At 68.2% G+C, this 20,581-nt stretch carries 19 protein-coding genes and 2 tRNA genes; 18 read left to right on the forward strand and 3 right to left on the reverse strand.

Going from position 1 to position 20,581, the window contains the following annotated elements; translation table 11 throughout:
* Positions 1-5 precede the first annotated feature (5 nt).
* Complete coding sequence (locus AC5QAB_RS00770) at positions 6-1,154, reverse strand: pyridoxal phosphate-dependent aminotransferase (RefSeq protein ID WP_049406006.1); 1,149 nt, start codon at positions 1,152-1,154, stop codon at positions 6-8.
* Between the two features lie 186 nt (positions 1,155-1,340).
* Between AC5QAB_RS00770 and ccmA the strand changes: the two genes are divergently transcribed.
* From ccmA to AC5QAB_RS00825, 11 genes are all read left to right on the forward strand, one after another.
* Positions 1,341-1,970 carry a heme ABC exporter ATP-binding protein CcmA gene (gene ccmA, locus AC5QAB_RS00775; protein ID WP_014037834.1) on the forward strand — a complete coding sequence of 210 codons (630 nt, stop codon included), beginning with the start codon at positions 1,341-1,343 and terminating at the stop codon, positions 1,968-1,970.
* Positions 1,967-2,662, forward strand: coding sequence for a heme exporter protein CcmB (gene ccmB / locus AC5QAB_RS00780; protein ID WP_014647762.1), 696 nt, complete (start codon positions 1,967-1,969; stop codon positions 2,660-2,662). The genes ccmA and ccmB overlap by 4 nt, the downstream gene beginning before the upstream one ends.
* A 43-nt stretch (positions 2,663-2,705) precedes the next feature.
* Complete coding sequence (gene ccmC, locus AC5QAB_RS00785) at positions 2,706-3,476, forward strand: heme ABC transporter permease CcmC (RefSeq protein WP_495233103.1); 771 nt, start codon at positions 2,706-2,708, stop codon at positions 3,474-3,476.
* Positions 3,473-3,661 (forward strand): heme exporter protein CcmD, encoded by a 189-nt coding sequence (gene ccmD, locus AC5QAB_RS00790; protein WP_005410342.1) that lies wholly within the window; start codon positions 3,473-3,475, stop codon positions 3,659-3,661. Before ccmC ends, ccmD begins: the two co-directional genes overlap by 4 nt.
* Complete coding sequence (gene ccmE / locus AC5QAB_RS00795; RefSeq protein ID WP_014647764.1) at positions 3,658-4,119, forward strand: cytochrome c maturation protein CcmE; 462 nt, start codon at positions 3,658-3,660, stop codon at positions 4,117-4,119. Before ccmD ends, ccmE begins: the two co-directional genes overlap by 4 nt.
* Positions 4,120-6,039, forward strand: coding sequence for a heme lyase CcmF/NrfE family subunit (locus AC5QAB_RS00800; protein WP_495233104.1), 1,920 nt, complete (start codon positions 4,120-4,122; stop codon positions 6,037-6,039). It abuts the gene before it with no gap.
* A gap of 8 nt (positions 6,040-6,047) precedes the next feature.
* Entirely contained in the window at positions 6,048-6,665 is a 618-nt protein-coding gene (locus AC5QAB_RS00805) for a DsbE family thiol:disulfide interchange protein (RefSeq protein ID WP_014647766.1), read from the forward strand.
* Between the two features lie 4 nt (positions 6,666-6,669).
* Positions 6,670-7,119 carry a cytochrome c-type biogenesis protein gene (locus AC5QAB_RS00810; RefSeq protein ID WP_495233105.1) on the forward strand — a complete coding sequence of 150 codons (450 nt, stop codon included), beginning with the start codon at positions 6,670-6,672 and terminating at the stop codon, positions 7,117-7,119.
* Positions 7,113-8,102 carry a tetratricopeptide repeat protein gene (locus AC5QAB_RS00815; RefSeq protein WP_495233106.1) on the forward strand — a complete coding sequence of 330 codons (990 nt, stop codon included), beginning with the start codon at positions 7,113-7,115 and terminating at the stop codon, positions 8,100-8,102. The genes AC5QAB_RS00810 and AC5QAB_RS00815 overlap by 7 nt, the downstream gene beginning before the upstream one ends.
* Before the next feature lie 180 nt (positions 8,103-8,282).
* Positions 8,283-9,395, forward strand: a complete 1,113-nt coding sequence (gene metX / locus AC5QAB_RS00820) for a homoserine O-acetyltransferase MetX (RefSeq protein WP_164165735.1) — start codon at positions 8,283-8,285, stop codon at positions 9,393-9,395.
* Positions 9,396-9,740, forward strand: a complete 345-nt coding sequence (locus AC5QAB_RS00825; protein ID WP_014647770.1) for a DUF1294 domain-containing protein — start codon at positions 9,396-9,398, stop codon at positions 9,738-9,740.
* A 112-nt stretch (positions 9,741-9,852) separates the two neighbouring features.
* Here AC5QAB_RS00825 and cydC read toward each other — a convergent pair whose 3' ends face one another.
* Together cydC and cydD are read right to left on the reverse strand one after the other, a co-directional pair.
* Positions 9,853-11,532 (reverse strand): thiol reductant ABC exporter subunit CydC, encoded by a 1,680-nt coding sequence (gene cydC, locus AC5QAB_RS00830; protein ID WP_495233107.1) that lies wholly within the window; start codon positions 11,530-11,532, stop codon positions 9,853-9,855.
* Positions 11,529-13,274, reverse strand: coding sequence for a thiol reductant ABC exporter subunit CydD (gene cydD, locus AC5QAB_RS00835; RefSeq protein ID WP_495233108.1), 1,746 nt, complete (start codon positions 13,272-13,274; stop codon positions 11,529-11,531). The genes cydC and cydD overlap by 4 nt, the downstream gene beginning before the upstream one ends.
* 228 nt (positions 13,275-13,502) lie before the next feature.
* Between cydD and AC5QAB_RS00840 the strand changes: the two genes are divergently transcribed.
* The 7 genes from AC5QAB_RS00840 to pgaA all read left to right on the forward strand — a co-directional run bounded on the left by AC5QAB_RS00840 (position 13,503) and on the right by pgaA (position 20,580).
* A complete protein-coding gene (locus tag AC5QAB_RS00840) occupies positions 13,503-15,092 on the forward strand; it encodes a cytochrome ubiquinol oxidase subunit I (protein ID WP_032958157.1) in 1,590 nt (529 codons plus the stop codon).
* A 15-nt stretch (positions 15,093-15,107) separates the two neighbouring features.
* Positions 15,108-16,259 carry a cytochrome d ubiquinol oxidase subunit II gene (gene cydB, locus AC5QAB_RS00845; RefSeq protein WP_014647773.1) on the forward strand — a complete coding sequence of 384 codons (1,152 nt, stop codon included), beginning with the start codon at positions 15,108-15,110 and terminating at the stop codon, positions 16,257-16,259.
* Positions 16,260-16,317: 58 nt separating this feature from the next.
* Complete coding sequence (gene cydX / locus AC5QAB_RS00850) at positions 16,318-16,434, forward strand: cytochrome bd-I oxidase subunit CydX (RefSeq protein WP_005410354.1); 117 nt, start codon at positions 16,318-16,320, stop codon at positions 16,432-16,434.
* Between the two features lie 55 nt (positions 16,435-16,489).
* Positions 16,490-16,566: transfer RNA gene (locus tag AC5QAB_RS00855), tRNA-Pro, on the forward strand.
* A 140-nt stretch (positions 16,567-16,706) separates the two neighbouring features.
* Positions 16,707-16,783, forward strand: a tRNA-Pro gene (locus tag AC5QAB_RS00860).
* 221 nt (positions 16,784-17,004) lie between these two features.
* The gene (locus AC5QAB_RS00865) at positions 17,005-18,210 is read left to right on the forward strand and encodes a CynX/NimT family MFS transporter (RefSeq protein ID WP_014647774.1); all 1,206 of its coding nucleotides are present in this window, start codon (positions 17,005-17,007) and stop codon (positions 18,208-18,210) included.
* 342 nt (positions 18,211-18,552) lie between these two features.
* Entirely contained in the window at positions 18,553-20,580 is a 2,028-nt protein-coding gene (gene pgaA, locus AC5QAB_RS00870; RefSeq protein ID WP_032956114.1) for a poly-beta-1,6 N-acetyl-D-glucosamine export porin PgaA, read from the forward strand.
* Position 20,581: the final 1 nt, after the last annotated feature.

Consider the following 20,581-nt stretch of genomic DNA (forward strand, 5'->3'; position numbering starts at 1 on the left):
TCCGCTCACAGCAGGCGCAGGCGTTCGATCGCCGCGTCCATGGTCGCTTCGTTCTTGGCAAAGCACAGGCGCACCAGGCGCTGGCCGGCCGGGGGAGTCTCATAGAACGGCGACAGCGGAATGGCGGTGACGCCCTTCTCGATGGTCAGCCACTTCACGAACTCATGGTCCGGCAGGTCGCTGATCGCCGAATAGTCGACCAGCTGGAAGTAGCCACCCGGGACCGGCAGCGCCTTCAGGCGGGTGCCGGCCAGCTGCTCACGGAAGCGGTCGCGCTTGGCCTGGTAGAACGCGCCCAGTTCCAGGTGGTGTTCGGGTTCGTCGCGGATCATCGCGGCGAAGCCATGCTGCGCCGGGCCGAAGCTGGTGAAGGTGTTGTACTGGTGCACCTTGCGGAACTCGGCGGTCAGCGCCGGCGGGGCGATCGCATAGCCGATCTTCCAGCCGGTGCAGTGGTAGGTCTTGCCGAAGCTGGAGATGACGAACGCGCGCTCGCGCAGTTCCGGGTAGCGCAGCGCCGATTCATGGCGGCGGCCGTCGTAGATGATGTGTTCGTACACCTCATCGGAGATCAGGTAGATCTGCGTGCCGCGCAGCAGTTCGGCCAGCGCCTGCATGTCCTGCGCCGACAGCATCGCACCGGACGGATTGTGCGGGGTGTTGACGATCAGCATGCGGGTGCGCGGGGTGATCGCTGCGCGCACGCGGTCCCAATCGACCGCGAACGTCTGCGGATCGAGCGACACATGTACGGCCCTGGCTCCGGCCAGGTCGATCGCCGGTTCGTAGCAGTCATACGCCGGGTCCAGCACGATCACTTCCTCGCCGGCACGCACCACGGCGTGGATGGCGTTGAAGATGGCCTCGGTGCCACCGCTGGTGACGGTGATCTCGCTGTCCGCATCGACCTGCGCGCCGTAGCAGTCCAGCGCCTTCTGTGCGATGGCCTGGCGCAGCGGCGCCACGCCGGTCATCGGCGGATACTGGTTCAGCCCGGCGGCCATCGCCCTGGCGGTCTCGTCGATCAGGCGCTGCGGCGCCGAAAAGTCCGGGAAACCCTGGCCCAGGTTGACCGCGCCGTGTTCGGCGGCGAGCTGGGACATCACGGTGAAGATCGTGGTACCGACCTTGGGCAGCTTGGTGGTGGGTTGCATCGGCCTGGGGATATGGGGAGACAGCCCCTGAGTTTACGCAATCCCTGCCTCGGTAGTGCCGGCCGCCGGCCGGCAACCTCGGCCACTCTGCGACGCTTGGCCGCATCTGCCGGCCAGCGGCCGGCACTACCCTGTGAATTCACCGCTACAATTGCCGCCGCACTCCGGCATGAAGACCTTTGCCCCTTGAACACCCCTGCATTGCTGGCTGCCAGCGGCCTGAGCTTCTCCCGCAATGACGAGCCGGTGTTCGGCCCGCTGGACTTCCATGTGGACGCCGGCGAAGCGCTGCTGGTGCAGGGCGGCAATGGCGCCGGCAAGACCACCCTGCTGCGCGTGCTGGCCGGCCTGGCCCGGCCCGGTGCCGGCCAGGTGCGGATCGACGGCAAGCCGGCCAGCAATGCCGAGCGCGCGCGCTATGTCGCCTACCTCAGCCACCTGCCGGCCCTGAAACCGGACCTCGGCACGCTGGAAAACCTGCATTTCCTGTGCGGCCTGCACGGACGGCGTGCGCGGCAGATGCCCGGCAACGCGCTGGCCATCGTCGGCCTGGCCGGTTATGAGGACACCCTGGTACGGCATCTGTCGGCCGGACAGAAGCGGCGGCTGGCACTGGCGCGCATCTGGCTGTCGCCGGCACCGTTGTGGCTGCTGGACGAACCCTATGCCAACCTCGACCTGGAGGGCATCACCCTGGTCAACCGGATGATTTCGGCGCACCTGCGCGCCGGTGGCGCTGCGCTGGTCACCACCCACGGTGCCTATGCCGCACCGCCGGTGCGCACCCGCCAGCTCGACCTCGGCGGTGCCGCGTGATCGCGCCGGGCACCGAACCGGGCCTGTGGCAGACCGCAGGCGCCCTGCTCAGGCGCGACCTGCGCCTGCTCTGGCGCCGCCGCGGCGATGCGCTGCAACCGCTGCTGTTCGCGGTGCTGGTGGTGGTGCTGTTCGCCCTGGCCCAGGGCCGCGAACCACAGCTGTTGGCCGCCACCGCCGGTGCAGTGCTGTGGCTGGCCGTGCTGCTGGCCGGACAGCTGTCGCTGGATTCGCTGTTCCGCTCCGACGCCGAGGATGGCTCGCTGGAACAATGGCTGCTGGCGCCGGTGCCGCTGGCCTGGCTGGTGCTGGTGCGCGTGCTGCTGCATTGGGCCACCACTGCGCTGCCGCTGATCGTGGTCAGCCCGCTGCTGGCCGAAATGCTGCATCTGCCGCATGACCAGCTGCCGATGTTGCTGGCATCGTTGCTGCTGGGCACGCCGTTGCTGAGCCTGATCGGTGGCGTGGTCGCCGCGCTGACCGTAGGCATTCGACGCTCTGGTATTCTCGTGGCGCTGCTGTCGTTGCCGCTGTACGTGCCGGTGCTGGTGTTCGGCGCAGGCAGCCTGGCGGCAGCCGGACGCGGACAGGATCCGGTCGGTGCGCTGCTGATGCTGGGCGCCGGCCTGCTGGTCGCGCTGGTGCTGGCGCCGCTGGCCACTGCCGCTGCAATACGTATTTCTCTGAGTTGACCGAGCTGAGAGCCAATCCACCCCTGCTGGATAGCCGCCACGCATGAATCCGATTGTCCGCTGGTTCCACCAACTCGGTTCGCCCCCCACGTTCGACCATTTCGCTGCCCGCTGGTCGCGGGTGTTCTACCTCGCGGCGGTGCCGGTGCTGCTGGTCGGCATGTGGCAGGCGCTGCTGGTGGTGCCACCGGAAGCCAAGCAGCTGGACAGCTTCCGCATCCTCTACATCCACGTGCCCAGTGCCTGGATGAGCCTGTTCGTCTTCGCGCTGATGGCGCTGTATGCGGCCATCGCACTGATCTGGCGGATCAAGGTCTGCGAGATCCTGTCCATGGCCTGCGCGCCGATGGGTGCCGGCTTCACCCTGATCACCCTGCTGACCGGCAGCATCTGGGGCAAGGGCACCTGGGGCACTTGGTGGGACTGGGACCCGCGCATGACCAGCGAGCTGGTGCTGCTGTTCCTGTACCTGGGCGTGATCGGCCTGTACCACGCCATCGAGGACCGCCGCAGCGCTGCGCGCGCGGCCGGTCTGCTGGCCATTGTCGGTGTCAGCCTGCTGCCGGTGATCCGCTACTCGGTGGACTGGTGGGGCGGCCTGCACCAGCGCCAGTCGATCAGCGTGTTCGGTGAATCGGCGATCAGCAGCGCGATGATCGCGCCGCTGTGGTGGATGGTGATCGGCACCAAGTTCTGGTTCGCCGGTTCGGTGCTGGCCAAGGCCCGCGCCGACAATCTCGACCGCGAGGCCGGCAAGGCCTGGGTCGGCGGCCGCGTCGATGCCGGACGCCCGGCCCGGGAGGCCCAGCCATGACCCACCTGCCCTATGTGATCGGTGCCTACGCGGTGTTCGTGCTGGTGCTCGGCGCCGATGCCATCGGTTCGTGGCTGCGCCTGCGCGTGGCGCGCCGGCTGGCACTGGCCCGCCAGCAGCGCCAGCAGACCCGCGCCGGCAGGCAGGACGCAGCGGCGCCGTTGTCGACGGAGCTGGAACGATGACCCCGGTACAGCGCCGCCGCCTGGTGTGGGTGCTGCTGGCCCTGCTCGCCTCCGGCCTGGCCACCGCACTGGTGGCGATGGCACTGGAGCGCAACATCGCCTACCTGTACACGCCGTCGGAAGTGCTGCGCGGCGATGTCGATGCACAGTCGCGCTTCCGCCTCGGTGGCATGGTGGTGAAAGGTTCCTTCAACCGACCGGTCGGCTCGCTGGAGGCACGCTTCGAGGTGACCGACGGCGACGCGCAGCTGGCGGTGACCACGTCGCGGATCCTGCCGGACATGTTCGCCGAAGGCACGGCGGTGGTCGCCAGCGGCCGCCTGCAGGACGGCACCTTCGTCGCCGACGAGGTGCTGGCCAAGCACGATGAGAAGTACGTACCGAAGGAAGTGGCCGACAAGATGGGCGACGCCCATCGCAAGCACGACGTGCCGGTGACGGCACCCGAGGTGCGCTGAGTGCTGCCCGAACTGGGTCAGATCCTGCTGCTGTGCGCGTTGCTGGCCTCGCTGCTGCAGGCCGGCCTGCCGCTGGTGGGCGCGCAGCGCAACAATACGGCGTGGATGGCGGTGGCACGACCTGCCGCGTTCGCGCAGCTGCTGCTGGTCGCCGGCGCGTTCGCGGTACTGACCGCCGCGTTCGTGCAGCAGGACTTCTCGGTGCGCTACGTGGCCGAGAACTCCAATACGCTGCTGCCGATGGTCTACCGCTACTCGGCGGTCTGGGGCGCGCACGAGGGCTCGCTGCTGATGTGGGCGCTGGTGCTGGCGCTGTGGTCCGGCGCGGTGGCGCTGTTCTCGCGGCACTTGCCGGCACCGGTGCAGGCGCGCGTGCTGGCGGTGATGGGCGTGGTCAGCGTCGGCTTCCTCGCCTTCCTGATCTTCACCTCCAACCCGTTCCTGCGCCTGAACCCGGCACCGCTGGAAGGCCGCGACCTCAATCCGCTGCTGCAGGACCCGGGGCTGATCATCCATCCGCCCATGCTGTACCTGGGCTATGTCGGCTTCGCGGTGCCGTTCGCCTTCGCGGTTGCCGCACTGCTGGAAGGCCGCGTCGACGCACGCTGGCTGCGCTGGACGCGGCCATGGACCAACGTCGCCTGGGGCTTTTTGACCCTGGGCATCGCGCTGGGCAGCTGGTGGGCCTATTACGAGCTGGGCTGGGGCGGCTGGTGGTTCTGGGACCCGGTGGAGAACGCCAGCTTCATGCCGTGGCTGGTCGGTGCGGCATTGATCCATTCGCAGGCCGTCACTGAAAAGCGCGGCACCTTCGGCAGCTGGACCCTGCTGCTGGCGATCGCCGCCTTCGCGCTGTCGCTGCTGGGCACGTTCCTGGTGCGCTCGGGCGTGCTGACCAGCGTGCATTCGTTCGCCGCCGATCCCTCGCGCGGCTTGTTCATCCTGGTCTTCCTGTCGGTGCTGGTCGGTGGCAGCCTGCTGCTGTACGCGCTGCGTGCCAGCCAGCTGAACGTGGACGCCGAGGACCCACGCCGTGGCTTCACCGCCACCTCGCGCGAGACCCTGCTGCTGGCCAACAACCTGCTGCTGGCCACCGCCTGCGCGATGGTGCTGCTCGGCACGCTGTACCCGCTGCTGGCCGATGCGCTGTCGCTGGGCAAGATCTCGGTCGGCCCGCCCTACTTCGGCAGCCTGTTCCTGCTGCTGATGGCGCCGATGATCCTGCTGCTGCCGTTCGGCCCGCTGGTGAAATGGCAGCGTGACCAGCCCTCGCGCGCCTTCGCGCTGCTGGCACCGTGGCTGGGCCTGGCGCTGCTGCTGGGCGCGCTGGCCTGGTGGCAGGCGCCGCAGAACGGGTGGAAGGCCGGCATCGGCGTGGCCGCTGCGGCCTGGGTCGCGCTCGGCACCGCACGCTTCGTCTGGCAGCGCCTGCGCGGCAATGGCCGCTTCACCGCCGAAATGCTCGGCATGATCGTCGCCCACGCCGGCATTGCCGTGTTCCTGGCCGGCGCGCTGCTGGTGGAGGCGCTGAACGTGCAGCGCGAAGTGGCGCTGGCACCAGGCCAGCAGCTGGTGGTCGGTCGCCACGAAGTGCGCTTCGAAGGTGTGGACCATCGCGAAGGCCCGAACTTCATCGCCGACCGCGGCCACCTGCGCGTGTTCCGCGACGGCCGCGAGCTGGCCCTGCTGCATCCGGAGAAGCGCCAGTACGCCAGCGGCGGCCAGGTGATGACCGAGGCCGGCATCGATGCACGCTTCAATGGTGATGTCTACGTGGCATTGGGCGAGCCGCTGGGCAACAATGCATGGGCGGTCCGGGTGCACATCAAGCCGTACGTGCGCTGGATCTGGCTGGGCGCGCTGTTGATGGCCCTGGGCGGATTCATCACCGCCGCCGATCGCCGTTTCCGTCGTCCGTAGGAGTTCCCATGTCCGAGTCCCCCACCCCGCGTCCCTCCCGCCCGCTGCCGCCGGTAGCCATCGTGATCGGCGTGCTGTTCTTCTTCGGCCTGCTCGGGCTGATGATCTACGGGGTGATGAAATCAGGCGATCCGCAGCGCGACGTACTGCCGTCGGCACTGATCGACAAACCGGCGCCGGCATTCGCGCTGCCGGTGCTGCACGACCCGGAAATGATCGTGCACAGCGACGACCTGCGCGGCGCACCCTACCTGCTGAACGTGTGGGGCAGCTGGTGCGCGGCCTGCCGCGAAGAACACCCGGTGCTGACCCGCTTCGCGGAAAGCAAGCGTGTGCGCGTGATCGGCTACAACTGGAAGGACGACCCGACCGACGCGTTGCACTGGCTGGAACAGCTGGGCAACCCGTTCATGGTCGTGCTCAGCGATGTCGAGGGCCGTACCGCGATCGACTGGGGCGTGACCGCCGCACCGGAAACCTTCCTGGTCGATGGCAGCGGCATCGTGCGCTGGAAGTACAGCGGTGCGATGACCCAGCGCGTGGTCGACGAGAAGCTGATCCCGGCGCTGCAGAAGATCGAGAAGGCCCAGGGCAGTGCCGGCAACACCCTGCATACGGCGCCCTGAACCCATGCGCTGGCTGCGGGCGTTGCTGCTCCTGATGCTGCCGCTGGCCGCGCTGGCCCAGCAGCCGCTGCACGATCCGCAGCCGCTGCAGTTCCGCGATGACGCCGAGGAACGCCGCTTCCATGACCTGGCCGCACAGCTGCGCTGCGTGCAGTGCCAGAACCAGTCGCTGGCCGATTCCAACGCGCAGATCGCCCAGGACCTGCGCCGCGAGGTGCTGCAGCTGATGCAGCAGGGCCACGACGACGCACAGATCAAGCAGTTCCTGGTCGCGCGCTACGGTGAGTTCGTGCTCTATCAACCACCGTTGCAGCCGGGCACCTGGCTGCTGTGGGGTGGCCCCCTGCTGGTGCTCGGCGCCGGTGCACTGTTGGTGCTGGGCATCGTCCGCCGACGTGGACGCACCGTCGGCGCGGCGCCGGCCGGCAAGGCCGATGAAGGAGACGAATGGTGAACCATTGGCTGCCGGTGCTGGCCGGTCTGGTTGCTGCGCTGATGGCAGCACTGGTGCTGTGGCCGTTGCGCCACCACGGCCGTCGCGGTTTCGTGGTCGGCGTGTTCGCACTGGGCGTGGCCGGTGCCTGCCTGTACCTGCTGATCGGTGATCCGCGTGCAGCACAGGTACAGCCGACGCCGTCGGTAGCCTCCCTGCGCGATGGCGTGCAGGCCCTGCAGGACGCACTGGAGCGAGACCCGCAGCGGGCTGATGGCTGGGCGCTGCTGGGCCGGTCGCAGGCCGAACTGGGCAACGCCGCAGCCGCGGCGGATGCCTTCGCGAGGGCCGCCGCATTGGCACCGGATGATCCGGGCGTGCTGGTGGAAGCCGCGCAGGCGCGCGCGCAGGCTGATGCCGGCAAGCAGTTCGATGACACCGCAATGGCCTGGTTGCAGCAGGCGCGCGCACAGGCTCCCGATGCCGAGCGCGCCAGCTGGCTGCTGGGCATCGCCCTGCGCCAGCGCGGAAAGAACGCCGAGGCCGCGGATGTGTGGAGCGGCCTGCTGCCACGACTGGAGCCGGGTGCCGCGCAGGCGCTGCAGGCACAGATCGCCATCGCGCGCGAGGCCGCCGGCCAGGCGCCCGATGCTGCGCCCGCGTCGCCACCGGCACTGCTGCAGGTGCGTGTGCACCTGCCTGCGTTGAAGGGCACCGAGTGGCCGGCCAGCACCCAGGTATTCGTGTTGGCCCGCGCCGTTGGTGGACCACCGATGCCGGTGGCCGCGCGCAAGCTGCCCCTGGCCGGATTCCCGGACACGGTCGGGCTGGGCGACGGTGACAGCCCGATGCCGACCGCACCGCTGTCGGCCCATCGCGAAGTGGAAGTGGTGGCACGCATCTCGCGCAGCGGCAGCGCCAACCGCAGCGAGGACGACCTGCAGAGCGTTCCGGTGAAGGTAAGCCTGCCCCACGACGGTGTTGTGGAGCTGCGCTTCCCTTGACCTGTAGAGCCGAGCCCATGCTCGGCTGCCCGGCGCCGGCAACTCAACCGCAGCCGAGCATGGGCTCGGCTCTACAGTAGATCCACGCCATGCGTGGATGCGACGGTCCGGTCCGCGTCCATCCATCCATGGAAACCAGCGTGTCGCCAGCTCCACATGCAGCCCCGCTAGAATGACTGCATGACCGAATTCATCCCGCCCGGCACCCGCTTCCACGCCCTGCCCTCGCCGTTCCCGTTCAAGCGCGGTGGCACCCTGCACGGCGCACGCGTGGCCTACGAGACCTGGGGCACGCTGGCCGCTGACGCCAGCAATGCGATCCTGATCGTGACCGGCCTGTCGCCGGATGCGCATGCGGCGGCCAACGAGGCCAATCCGGCGCCGGGCTGGTGGGAAGCGATGGTTGGCCCCGGCAAACCCATCGATACCCGCCGCTGGTTCGTGGTCTGCGTGAATTCGCTGGGCAGCTGCAAGGGATCGACCGGCCCCGCCTCGATCAACCCGGCCAGCGGTGAGCCCTACCGCCTGGACTTCCCCGAGCTGTCGATCGAAGACGGCGCTCGCGCCGCGATCGAAGTCGTGCGTGCGCTGGGCATCGCGCAGCTGGCCTGCGTGGTCGGCAATTCCATGGGCGGGATGACCGCGCTGGCCGTGCTGATGCTGCACCCGGGCATCGCGCGCAGCCACGTCAACATTTCCGGCAGTGCGCAGGCGCTGCCGTTCTCGATCGCGATCCGCTCGCTGCAGCGCGAGGCGATCCGTCTCGACCCGCGCTGGAATGGCGGCCACTACGACGATGCCGAGTACCCCGAGTCCGGCATGCGCATGGCGCGCAAGCTGGGCGTGATCACCTACCGCTCGGCACTGGAATGGGATGGCCGCTTCGGCCGCGTGCGGCTGGATTCGGACCAGGCCGACGACGATCCGTTCGGGCTGGAATTCCAGGTGGAAAGCTATCTGGAAGGCCACGCACGGCGCTTCGTGCGTTTCTTCGATCCCAACTGCTATCTGTACCTGAGCCGTTCGATGGATTGGTTCGACCTGGCCGAGTACGCCGACGGCGATGTGCTGGCCGGGCTGGCGAAGATCCGGGTGGAGAAGGCACTGGCCATCGGCGCCAACACCGACATCCTGTTCCCGGTGCAGCAGCAGCAACAGGTCGCCGACGGCCTGCGTGCCGGCGGTGCCGATGCGCGCTTCATCGGCCTGGAATCGCCACAGGGCCATGATGCCTTCCTCGTCGATTTCGAGCGTTTCGGCCCCGCCGTGCGCGGCTTCCTCGACGCGCTGTAAGTGGCGTGGCGGCGTAACCTCGCGCTGGCCGCCTTCGGCGCGCTGACCGCCTTGATGATCAGCGGTGTGCTGCCGCTGTGGCTGGGTGGCTGGTGCCTGCTGGCCAGTGCGGTGTCGTTCGGGCTGTATGGCCACGACAAGCGCGCGGCGCAGCGAAAGCGATGGCGCATTCCCGAGCGCACCCTGCAGCTGCTGGCCTTCGCCGGAGGCTGGCCCGGCGCGCTGCTGGGCCAGGCGCTGTTCCGCCACAAGCATCGCAAAGCCGCATTCCAGTGGGTGTTCTGGCTGTGCGTGCTGGCCAACGTGGCCTCGATCGCGGTGATGCTGCGCGAGTTCTCCCATTGACCGGCCTGTAGAGCCGAGCCCATGCTCGGCTGGCTTGCTTCCGGAGCCGAGCATGGGCTCGGCTCAACAGTAGATCCACGCCATGCGTGGATGTGCCGACCAAGGTCGGCATCTACCGAAGCACTTCGCGCTCCAACATCCCGTCGCGCAACCGGTACTGCGCATCGACCACGCCTTCGGGCAGGTCGTCGTGGGTGATCATCAGCAGGCTGCGCCCGTCCAGCAACCCGGAAAGGTCCTGCAACAGCGCACGTGCGGTATCCACGTCCAGGCCTTCGGTGGGTTCGTCCAGCAGCAGGATCGGCGCATTGCGCAGCAGCGCGCGCGCCAGCGCCAGGCGTCGTGCCTGGCCCGCCGACATCGTCGCACCGTTCTCGCCGACCCAGGCCTGCAGGCCACCGTTGTGCTCAGCCCAGTCGCCCAGGCGCACGCGGCGCAAGACCGCCCACAACGCAGCATCACGGGCGTCGGGATCCCCCAGCCGCAGGTTCTCGGCCACGGTACCGGCAAACACCGGTGCGTTCTGCGGAAGCCAGGCCAGCTGGCGGTGCCACTCGGCCTGGGCGACGTCGCGCAGGTCGCGTCCGCCATAGGTGATTCGCCCCTGTTGCGGATCCCACAACCGCAGCAGCAGGCTGGACAGCGTGGTCTTGCCGCTGCCGCTGTCGCCACGGATCGCGATGCGTTCCCCCGGTGCCAGGGTCAGCTGCAGGCCGGACAACACCGGCCGAGCGGCACCTGGCCACTGGAAGTGCACGTCATCCCAATGCACGCGCGCCACCTGGGGTACCGGCTGCGGCGTCTGCGGATCCTCCACCGTCGGCGGTTGTTCGACGATGGCCTGCAGGCGGTCGGCAGCAATGCGCCCGGACTGCAGCGACTGCCAGGCCAGGCCCATGCCGGCCCAAAGTTCGATCAGCGCCACGGTCAGGAAGACGAGGCCTGCGGCCATTTCCGGCGCGATGTGCTGCTGTTCGGCGGCGTGCAGGGCCAACGCCAGCATCGCCACCAGGCCCAGCCCCGCCACCAGGCCGTGCAGGGTCGAGGCCGCGATCAGGCGCCAACGCCGACGACGATCACGCGAGGCCAGCTGCTTGGCGGCCACGCGTACCTTCAGCTGCCAAGCCGCATCGGCATGCAGCGCAGCCAGGTCACCGGCCCCCTCCAGCCCTTCGAATGCAGCGGTGCGCAACGCCGCGCGGTGCGCGGCACGATCGGCCTCTTCGTCATCGTGGCCACGCACGCCCAGCCACGGCACGCCGAAGGCGATCAGCAGCGCCAGCACCGCCAGCAGTACCGCCGCCGAGGGCAGGATCAGCGCTGCCGAGGCAACCGCCACCAGCGACAGCGCGCCCAGCGCCACCAGCGGCCCGATCGCACGCACCAGCAGCCCATCCACTTCGCCGATGTCCCCCAGCAGCCGCGCCAGCAGCTCGCCGGTGCGCGTGGCGCCCAATCGTGCCGGCGCCAGTGGCAGCGCGCGGCGGAAGAACCACACGCGCAGGTCGCGGGCGATGCGCAGCGTGGCATCGTGGCCGACCAGCTTTTCGAAGTAGCGCGACACGATGCGCGCCATGGTCAGGCCACGGATGCCGGCCGAGGGTGAGAAGAAGTTGAAGCCCTGGCCGAGGCCGGCCGCACCGGCCAGCGCGGCCGCCGTGAGGAAACCACCGGACAGGCCCAGCAGCGCCGTGCCGGCCAGCATCGTGGTCCACAGCAGCAGCAGGGTCAGCAACAGGCGCGGCCGGTGGCGCAGGAATACCGCGCGCAGCGAATCAGGCGAACGGCTCATGCGCGCACCGCCTGTGCCGGCTCGACCAGGCGGCCTTCCGGCAACAGCAGGCAACGATCGGCCCAGGCGATCACCGCCGGGCTGTGGGTGGCGACCACTACGCTGCGCCCGCGCGCATACGCGGCCAGGCTGCGCAGCAGCGCCGCCTCGGTATCGGCATCGAGGAACGCGGTGGGTTCGTCCAGCAGCAGCACCTGCGGGTCGCGCAGCAGCAGGCGGGCCAGGCCAATGCGGCGGGCTTCACCACCGGACAGGCCGAAGCCGCGTTCGCCGATCACCGTGTCCAGCCCCTGCGGCAGGCGCTGGGCAAACTGCAGGACCTGCGAAGCCTCGGCCACCGCGCGCAACCGCGCATCGCTGGCTGCGGGATCGGCCAGGCGCAGATTGTCGGCGATGCTGCCATGGAACAGGTACGGTCGCTGGCTGGCATAGGCCACCTGCACGCCGGGGCCCAGCTGCAGCTTGCCGGCACGCGGCGGCAACCAACCGGCCAGCGCCTCCAGCAGCGTGCTTTTGCCGGACCCGCTGGGACCGACCAGGGCCAGGCGTTGGCCCGGCTCCAGCAGCAGGTCCAGATCCCGCAGCACATCCTGCGGCGCACCCAACGGGCGCAGTACCAGTCCTTGCGCCTGCAGTGGCGGCAAGGCGGCCTCGGCCGGCTCCACCGCCAGCGGCGCAACCTCGTTCTCGATCAGGCCCTGCTCGTCCGGCAGCGACTGCAGCAGGCGCTCCACTTCGGCGGCGGCGGCCAGTGCATTGGCGCGATCATGGTAGTGCGCAGCCAGCCGTCGCAGCGGCGCATAGAACTCCGGCGCCAGCAGCAGGCAGAACAGGCCCGCACCCAGCGTCGGCACCGCTGCATGCAGCGACATCATGCCCAGATAGCTCAGGCCCAGGTACAGCGCCACCATCGCCACGCTCACCGAGGCGAAGAATTCCAGCACGGTGGACGACAGGAAGGCGATGCGCAGCACCTTCAGGGTGCGCACGCGCACGCCTTCGGCCGCGGCCTCGATGCCGGCCAGTTCGGCTTCGCCGCGGCCATACAGGCGCAGCAGGCCCAGGCCCTTGATGCGGTCGGCGAAATGGCCGCTCATGCGCGCCAGTTCGCCCAGCTGCGCGCGCCCGGCGGCTTCAGCGCCCCAGCCCACCAGCATCATGAAGAACGGCACCAGCGGCGCGGTGAACAGCAGGATCAGCGCCACCACCCAGTCCACCCAGGCGACAGCGGCCAGGATCAGCAGCGGCACCACCACCACTTCGGTGCGCACCGGCAGGAAGCCGCTGTAATAGCTCTCGATCGCATCACCGTGATGCAGCATCAGTTCGCCCAGTTCACCGGTGCGGCGCTGCCGCAGCCAGAGCGGGCCCTGGCCCAGCAGGCGCGCGAACACGCGTTCGCGCAGTGCCAGCCGGGCGGCGTCGGCCACGTCACCGGCGGCGGCCTGGGTGGCGCTGCCCAGCAGGGTGCGCAGCACCAGGATCACCGCCAATCCCGCCAGCACCGGCAGGCCAGAGGCCAGCGGCACGCGCTCCACCAGCACCTGCTGCACCAGCCAGGCGATGGCGGCAGCCTGCCCGATCAACAGCGCGCCGGACAGGCTGATGCACAGCGCGGCCAGGCGCTGGCGGCCCCGGGCGGAGCGTGCCAGGTCGGCCAGCCAGGCCGTGCGCACACGCCGCTGGCGGGCGGTTTCAGCATCCGGGGACAGGCCGTCAGGGGTCGTTTCGGCAGCGCTCAAGAGGTCTTCACGGGCAGCGGGGGAGACACGGCATTGTAGGCGCAGGCAATAGCCCGCCCCTGCGGCCGGCGGTCGCAGTCTTCATCAGGTTGGCATACGATCAACCGGGGCACCTGTTCATACATTGATCTGGATCAAGGCTGTTTGAAGTAGTCGGTCACATCATTCACGTCGTAGACCACCCTTCCCGCCACCTGCAACGGCACTATCCAACGAGGTAGCCAGGCCATGATTGATCAGACAGTCGTAGAACTGTCGCGGCTGCAATTCGCGCTGACCGCGATGTACCACTTCCTATTCGTACCGCTCACCCTCGGCCTGTCCTTCATGGTGGCCATCATGGAGAGCGTGTACGTGATGACCGGCAAGGAGATCTGGCGCAGGATGACCCTGTTCTGGGGCGTCCTGTTCGGCATCAACTTCGCCATGGGCGTTGCCACCGGCATCGTCATGGAATTCCAGTTCGGCATGAACTGGTCCTACTACAGCCACTACGTGGGTGACATCTTCGGTGCGCCACTGGCGATCGAAGGCCTGATGGCGTTCTTCCTGGAAGCGACCTTCGTCGGCCTGTTCTTCTTCGGCTGGAACCGCCTGAGCAAGGTCAAGCACCTGATGGTGACCTGGCTGATGGCGCTGGGGACCAACCTGTCGGCGATCTGGATCCTGGTGGCCAATGGCTGGATGCAGAACCCGACCGGTGCGGTGTTCAACCCGGAAACCATGCGCATGGAAGTGGTCGACTTCATGGCGGTGGTGTTCAACCCGGTGGCGCAGGCCAAGTTCGTGCACACCGTCAGCGCCGGCTACGTGACCGGTGCGGTGTTCGTGATGGCGATCAGCGCCCTGTTCCTGCTGCGCAACAAGCACAAGGACCTGGCCCGTCGTTCGTTTGCGGTGGCCGCGGCGTTCGGCCTGCTGTCATCGCTGTCGGTGGTCGTGCTGGGTGACGAGAGCGGTTACGCCGCCAGCGAACACCAGAAGATGAAGCTGGCCGCGATCGAGGCGATGTGGGAGACCGAGCGTGCGCCGGCCGACTTCACCGCCTTCGGCATCCCCAACCAGGAGACTCACCAGAACGACTACGCGGTGAAGATCCCCTACCTGATGGGCCTGATCGCCACCCGCTCGTTGAACCAGCCGATTCCCGGCATCCTGGAACTGGTCGAGCGCGCCGAACACCGCGTGCGTGGCGGCCAGCTGGCCTACGGTGCATTGGAACGCCTGCGCGCCAACAAGAACGACGTTGAAGCGCGCGAGATGTTCGACCGCCACTGGCAGGACCTGGGCCACGGCCTGCTGCTCAAGCGCTATCGCGATGACATCCTCAACGCCACCCCGCAGGAGATCTCGCAGGCGGCGATGGACACGGTGCCGCGCGTGATGCCGTTGTTCTGGACCTTCCGCGTGATGGCCGGCCTGGGCTTCTACCTGATCGCCTTCTTCGCACTGGCCTTCTACTACTCGTGCCGCAACAACTTCCAGGACAAGCGCTGGTTCCTCAAGCTGGCCCTGTGGACGCTGCCGGCACCGTGGATCGCGATCGAGTGCGGCTGGTTCGTGGCCGAGTATGGTCGCCAGCCGTGGGCGGTCGATGGCGTGCTGCCGACCTTCTATGCGGCGTCGGGCCTGGCCCTGCATGACATCGTGCTGACCCTGGCCGGCTTCACTGCCATCTACACCGCGCTGATCGTGGTCGAGATCAAGCTGATGCTCAAGGCGATCCGCAAGGGTCCGGACGAGGTGCTGCCGTCGCTGCAGTCGCCCCAGCCGCATGCTTCCCACAATGCCTCGGCGCCGGCCGCCGGCCAGGCCTGAGGCAGGAGAACCAAGATGGATTTCATTCTTCTGGACTACACCACGCTGCGCGTGATCTGGTGGCTGCTGCTCGGCATCCTGCTGATCGGTTTCGCCGTGATGGATGGTTTCGACCTGGGCGTGGGCACCCTGCTGCCCTTCGTCGCCCGCAACGACGCTGAGCGCCGGCTGGTGATCAATACCATTGGTCCGGTCTGGGAAGGCAACCAGGTGTGGCTGATCCTGGGCGGCGGCGCGATCTTCGCCGCCTGGCCGCCGCTCTACGCGGTCAGCTTCTCCGGGTTCTACCTGGCGATGTTCGTGATCCTGTTCGCCCTGATCCTGCGTCCGGTCGGCTTCAAGTTCCGCAGCAAGATGCCCAGCGAGCGCTGGCGCAACACCTGGGACTGGGCGCTGTTCATCGGTGGCTTCATCCCGGCGCTGATCATGGGCGTGGCGGTGGGCAACGTGGTGCTGGGCGTGCCGTTCCACTTCGATGACAGCATGCGCATCTTCTACACCGGCTCGTTCTTCGGCCTGCTGATGCCCTTCGCACTGCTGGCCGGCCTGCTCAGCGTGTCGATGCTGGTCGCCCACGGTGCCGCCATGCTGGTGCTGAAGACCGACGGCCCGGTGGCCGAGCGTGCGGCCCGCTTCGGCAGCATCGCCGCGATCATCGCTTTCGTGCTCTTTGCGGTCGGCGGCGCCTGGGTGGCCTTCGGCCTGCCGGGTTACCAGATCACCTCGCAGGTGGTCACCGACGGCGCCACCAATCCGCTGCTGAAGACCGCCGAACTCGGCGCCGCCGGTGGCTGGATGCGCAACTACAGCACGATGCCGGCCACGATCCTGGCCCCGCTGCTCGGCCTGGCCGGCCTGCTCGCCAGTGCGGTGCTGCTGCGTGCCCGCCGCGGCGGCCTGGCCTTCATTGCCTCCGGTGCGGCCATCGCCGGCATCATCCTGACCGTCGGCTTCGCCATCTTCCCGTTCCTGCTGCCGTCCTCGAGCCAGCCCACCTCCAGCCTGACCGTGTGGGATGCCTCGTCCAGCCACCTGACCCTGTGGATCATGCTGCTGGCCACGGCGGTGTTCCTGCCGATCATCCTCGCCTACACCACCTGGGTGTACCGCGTGCTGAAGGGCAAGACCACCACCGAAGAGATGGGCAACAACCCGAACGCGTATTGATTGCTTGCACGTGTGCCGACCAACGGTCGGCACCTACCCGGAATGAAGGAGACTGATCATGTGGTATTTCGCCTGGATTCTCGGTGCCGGCCTCGCCTCGACGGTGGCCATCCTCAACGGCATGTGGTTCGAAGCCCGCGAGCAGAACCGCATCGAGAAAGAAAATCGTCGCTGAGCTGTAAAAAAACCTTGCCGCCTTGGCCTTCACACGGTATCTTAGGCGGCTCCTTCGGGGTGTAGCTCAGTCTGGTAGAGCGCTACGTTCGGGACGTAGAGGTCGCAGGTTCGAATCCTGTCTCCCCGACCACTTCGGTGGTCGCATTGAAGCCTGGTGAAGTCGTCCAGGCTTTTTTGTTCCCTGAAGTGGCACTGCTTCGGCAGTGTGAAGAAAACAGCATTCACCCCTTGCCGCCATCGGGGTGAATCGCTAGAATAGGCGGCTCCCTTCGGGGTGTAGCTCAGTCTGGTAGAGCGCTACGTTCGGGACGTAGAGGTCGCAGGTTCGAATCCTGTCTCCCCGACCACTTCGGTGGTCACCAAGAAGCCTGGAAGACATCACTGTCCTCCGGGTTTTTTTGTATCAGGCACCTGGCCGCCCGCATGACGGGACCTTGCCGGAGCCCGCACGTACAATGGCCGCGCTGCCGGCCCGCCAGCAGCCCCTCCCCCACCTGCCGCTTCGGCGTAGACCGATGCCGGCGCTGCATGCCATTGCCCCGGCGTGCGACACCTGCAAGGACCACCGATGAGTTCCTCCCCTTCCGATTCGCCGTCGCTGCTGCACGGCCGCGTCCTCGCATTCGCCGCGATCCTGCTGGCAGCGATCAACCTGCGCACCGCGGTCACCTCGATCACTCCGCTGCTGGACGTGCTCGGCCAGCAGTTCGGTTTCGGTACCACCATGACCGGCGTGCTGGGCATGCTGCCGACCGCGTCGTTCGCACTGTTCGGCGTGGCCACGCCGGCACTGGCGCGGCGCCTCGGGCTGGAGCGCACCACGCTGCTGGCGATGGTGATGGCGATGGCCGGCCTGCTGCTGCGTTCCAGCGCCGGCAACGTCGGCACGCTGCTGTTGGGTTCGGTGGTGGCACTGGCCGGCATGGGCATCGGCAACGTGGTGGTGCCGCCGCTGGTGAAGCGCTATTTCGCCAACAAGGTCGGCACCATGAGCACGCTCTACATCAGCGTGCTGCAGCTGGGCACGATGCTGCCGGCACTGCTGGCGGTGCCGGTGGCCAACGCCGCAGGCTGGCGCGTGTCGCTGGGCATGTGGGCGCTGCTGGCGCTGGCTGCCGCACTGCCGTGGCTGGTGCTGGCCACGCGCGCGCCGAAGCCGCAGTCCAACGTGTCCGATCCGACCGCGCAGCCGCATGGCAAGGTCTGGCGCACGTCACTGGGCTGGAGCATGACGCTGATGTTCGGCATGACCTCGCTGATGACCTACTCGATGTTCACCTGGCTGCCGCGCATCGTGGTCGAGGCCGGTGGCACGCCCGCGTTCGGTGGCGTGATGGTCGCCGTGTTCTCGGCGCTGGGCCTGCTGCCATCGCTGGTCATTCCGTCGATGGCGGTGCGCATGCAGAACCCGTTCCCGCTGGTGCTGATCGGCTTTTTCTCGTTCGTGATCGCCTTCACCGGCCTGCTGCTGGCACCGATGAAGGCCCCCCTGCTGTGGGCCTGCCTGCTCGGCGTCGGCCCATCCACCTTCCCGCTGGCACTGACCCTGATCAACCTGCGCACCCGCACCCCGACCGGCTCGGCGGCGCTGTCCGGCTTCATGCAGGGCGTGGGCTACAGCTTCAGCTGCCTGGGCCCGTTCCTGGTCGGCTGGCTGCACACGGTCAGCGACGGCTGGACCCTCCCGTTCAGCTTCCTGTTCGGCTGCGCCGCCCTGATGCTGTGCGCCTCGTGGGTGGCCTGCAAGCCGCGCAAGCTGGAAGATCTCTGGTAAGCCACGTGGGGCCCGCAACCGGGCCCACCTACCATTCGTCAGCCCGTCTGCGCATTTTGACGCCGGGCTGACAATTCCGGGCGGATAGTGCCCACGAATGCCCATCCTTGCCGCGTGCCGGCATCGGGCATGGGGGCGGCAGCGCCGCCCGGGCCACCACTCGGTGTGCGGGGGACTTTCGTTTCAGACAAGACATCGCAGGTCGCTGTCCGGGTTGTATCCGTCTTCGCTGGGCGGGAATGCACGAAGGGAGTGACGCGGGCCACGGCCACGCCAAAAGCTGGCATGTGATGTGCGTCACATTTTTCAGGTTGTCTGGTTCGGAAGCCAAGGGGGTCCCCAATGGTTGTCCACCGCCGGCTGGCGCTCTGCGTCGGCCTCGCCTGCACCGCCCTGGCCTGGGCCAGCAGCGCTGCCCCGCCCGACCGCGAAGCAGCGTTGGCCGAGATCGGCCGCTATCGAGACCAGGCGCGTTGGCTGGACGCCCTGGGCGCGATCGAGCGCGCCAGCCAACAGCAACCCAACGACGACCTGCTGTTCAAGCTGCGCGTATTGACGCTGGGCGACATCGGCAACGCCTGGCGTGCGTGGGAGCTGTACCAGCAGCGCCCGCAACTGTTCGACGCTGCGCAGAAACAGCGCCTGGAAGGCGACTACCTGGCCAAGCTGGTGGTCTGGAGCCTGGCCTACAGCAGCAGCGAGGACAGCCGCCTGGAAGAAGCCGAATCGACCCTGGCCCGCATGCAGCGCTACCTCGGCGGCGAAGGCACCCCGCCCTCGCAGGCACCACTGCGGATCCGCATGGACCGGCTGATCCTGCTCAACCGGCTGGGCCGCCATGCACAGGTCCGCGAGGAAGCGCGGGCACTGCAGGCCGAAGGCCACACCCTGCCCGACTACGTGCTGCCCGCAGTGGGCGATTCGTTGATGGGCACCCTGCACCCGGAAGAAGCCATCCCGGTGCTGCAGGCGGCCGTCGCTGGCGACCCGACGCGCGACGCCTCGCATTCGGAACTGGCTTACGCCTACCTGGAAAGCGAGCAGCAGGAAAAGGCCATCGACCTGCTGCAGGCATGGCGCGACAAGGAGCCGGCGTGGCGCTGGAGCAACGGCAAGTCGCCGTACGCGAACTGGTCGCGCTACGAGGCCGATCTCAACCTGGCGATGGTGCGCGCCTACAGCGGCGACCTGCACACCGCGCAGCACGACCTGGAGTCGATGGTCGAGATCGCACCCGGCAACGGCGGGCTGCAGAGTGCGCTGGGCAGCGTCTACATGATGCGCGGCTGGCCACGCCGGGCGCTGCAGCGCCAGCAGATGGCACACGCGCTCGATCCGCGGGACATCGAACCGCGGCTGGGCATGGAAGAGGCCTATGTCGCCCTGCAGCGCGACGACCTGGCGCGGCCGCTGCACGATGACCTGGTCGCACGCTACCCCACCCAGCCGGCAGTCGAACGCATGGACCAGGCCTGGCGCGCGCATCGCGGCTGGCAGCTGAAGGCATGGACCGACATCGGCCGCAGCTCCGGGGGCGGTGGTACTTCGCCCCTGGGCAACAACGACCGCCACTACGGCGTGGACGTGGAGACGCCGGTCCTTGATGACCGCTGGCGGTTGTTCGCCCTCGCCGACCGTCGCGTGACCGACTTCCAGGACCAGCGCATCGATCCCCTGTGGCTGGGTGCGGGCGTGCGTTACCGCTTCGGGCAGCTGGATGCGGAAGCGGCGGTCCTGCGCGCCAACGATCACATCGGCGACACCGGCCTGCGCGTCGGCGTCGGCTGGCAGTTCAACGATTCCTGGCACGCCGGCGTGGTGGTCGCACGCAATGACCCGGAGGCCTCGATGCAGGCGCGCGCGGCCGGCATCACCGCCGACAGCGTGAGCGCACAGGTGGACTACCGGCGCAGCGAGCTCACCCACTGGACGTTCGGCGCGAGCCGCTTCCGCTATGACGACGGCAACCACCGCGAGCTGTTCGGCACCAGCGTCCAACAGCGCCTGCTGACCCGCCCACGCTGGCTGGTCGATGGCCTGGCCAGTGCCTACACCAGTCGCGGCAGCCGCGATGATGCGCCCTACTTCAACCCGAAGCGCGACCGCATGGTCGAGATCGGCCTGCGCATCGACCAGCAGCTGTGGCGGCACTACGAGCGCCACTTCCGGCACCGGCTGACCGTCTCGCTGGGCGACTACTGGCAGGACGGCTTCGGCAGCGCGTTGGTGCCGTCGGTGTCCTACATGCACGAGTGGCAGCTGGGCCCTGGCCGCGTGTTCGAGTATGGCGTGCGGTGGTCACGACCGGTCTACGACGGCCATCGCGAGCGCCATATCGGCTTCGAAGCCGCATTGCGCTGGGGAGACTGAC

This window comes from Stenotrophomonas sp. YJH_SMC_127, assembly GCF_059372445.1.

Excerpts from the sequence above, each read along its gene's own strand:
- AC5QAB_RS00770 (WP_049406006.1), bottom strand. The coding sequence starts at position 1,154 with ATGCAACCCACCACCAAGCTGCCCAAGGTCGGTACCACGATCTTCACC.
- ccmC (WP_495233103.1), top strand. The coding sequence starts at position 2,706 with ATGAATCCGATTGTCCGCTGGTTCCACCAACTCGGTTCGCCCCCCACG.
- ccmD (WP_005410342.1), top strand. The coding sequence starts at position 3,473 with ATGACCCACCTGCCCTATGTGATCGGTGCCTACGCGGTGTTCGTGCTG.
- ccmE (WP_014647764.1), top strand. The coding sequence starts at position 3,658 with ATGACCCCGGTACAGCGCCGCCGCCTGGTGTGGGTGCTGCTGGCCCTG.
- AC5QAB_RS00805 (WP_014647766.1), top strand. The coding sequence starts at position 6,048 with ATGTCCGAGTCCCCCACCCCGCGTCCCTCCCGCCCGCTGCCGCCGGTA.
- AC5QAB_RS00810 (WP_495233105.1), top strand. The coding sequence starts at position 6,670 with ATGCGCTGGCTGCGGGCGTTGCTGCTCCTGATGCTGCCGCTGGCCGCG.
- AC5QAB_RS00815 (WP_495233106.1), top strand. The coding sequence starts at position 7,113 with ATGGTGAACCATTGGCTGCCGGTGCTGGCCGGTCTGGTTGCTGCGCTG.
- metX (WP_164165735.1), top strand. The coding sequence starts at position 8,283 with ATGACCGAATTCATCCCGCCCGGCACCCGCTTCCACGCCCTGCCCTCG.
- cydC (WP_495233107.1), bottom strand. The coding sequence starts at position 11,532 with ATGAGCCGTTCGCCTGATTCGCTGCGCGCGGTATTCCTGCGCCACCGG.
- AC5QAB_RS00840 (WP_032958157.1), top strand. The coding sequence starts at position 13,503 with ATGATTGATCAGACAGTCGTAGAACTGTCGCGGCTGCAATTCGCGCTG.
- cydB (WP_014647773.1), top strand. The coding sequence starts at position 15,108 with ATGGATTTCATTCTTCTGGACTACACCACGCTGCGCGTGATCTGGTGG.
- cydX (WP_005410354.1), top strand. The coding sequence starts at position 16,318 with ATGTGGTATTTCGCCTGGATTCTCGGTGCCGGCCTCGCCTCGACGGTG.
- AC5QAB_RS00865 (WP_014647774.1), top strand. The coding sequence starts at position 17,005 with ATGAGTTCCTCCCCTTCCGATTCGCCGTCGCTGCTGCACGGCCGCGTC.
- pgaA (WP_032956114.1), top strand. The coding sequence starts at position 18,553 with ATGGTTGTCCACCGCCGGCTGGCGCTCTGCGTCGGCCTCGCCTGCACC.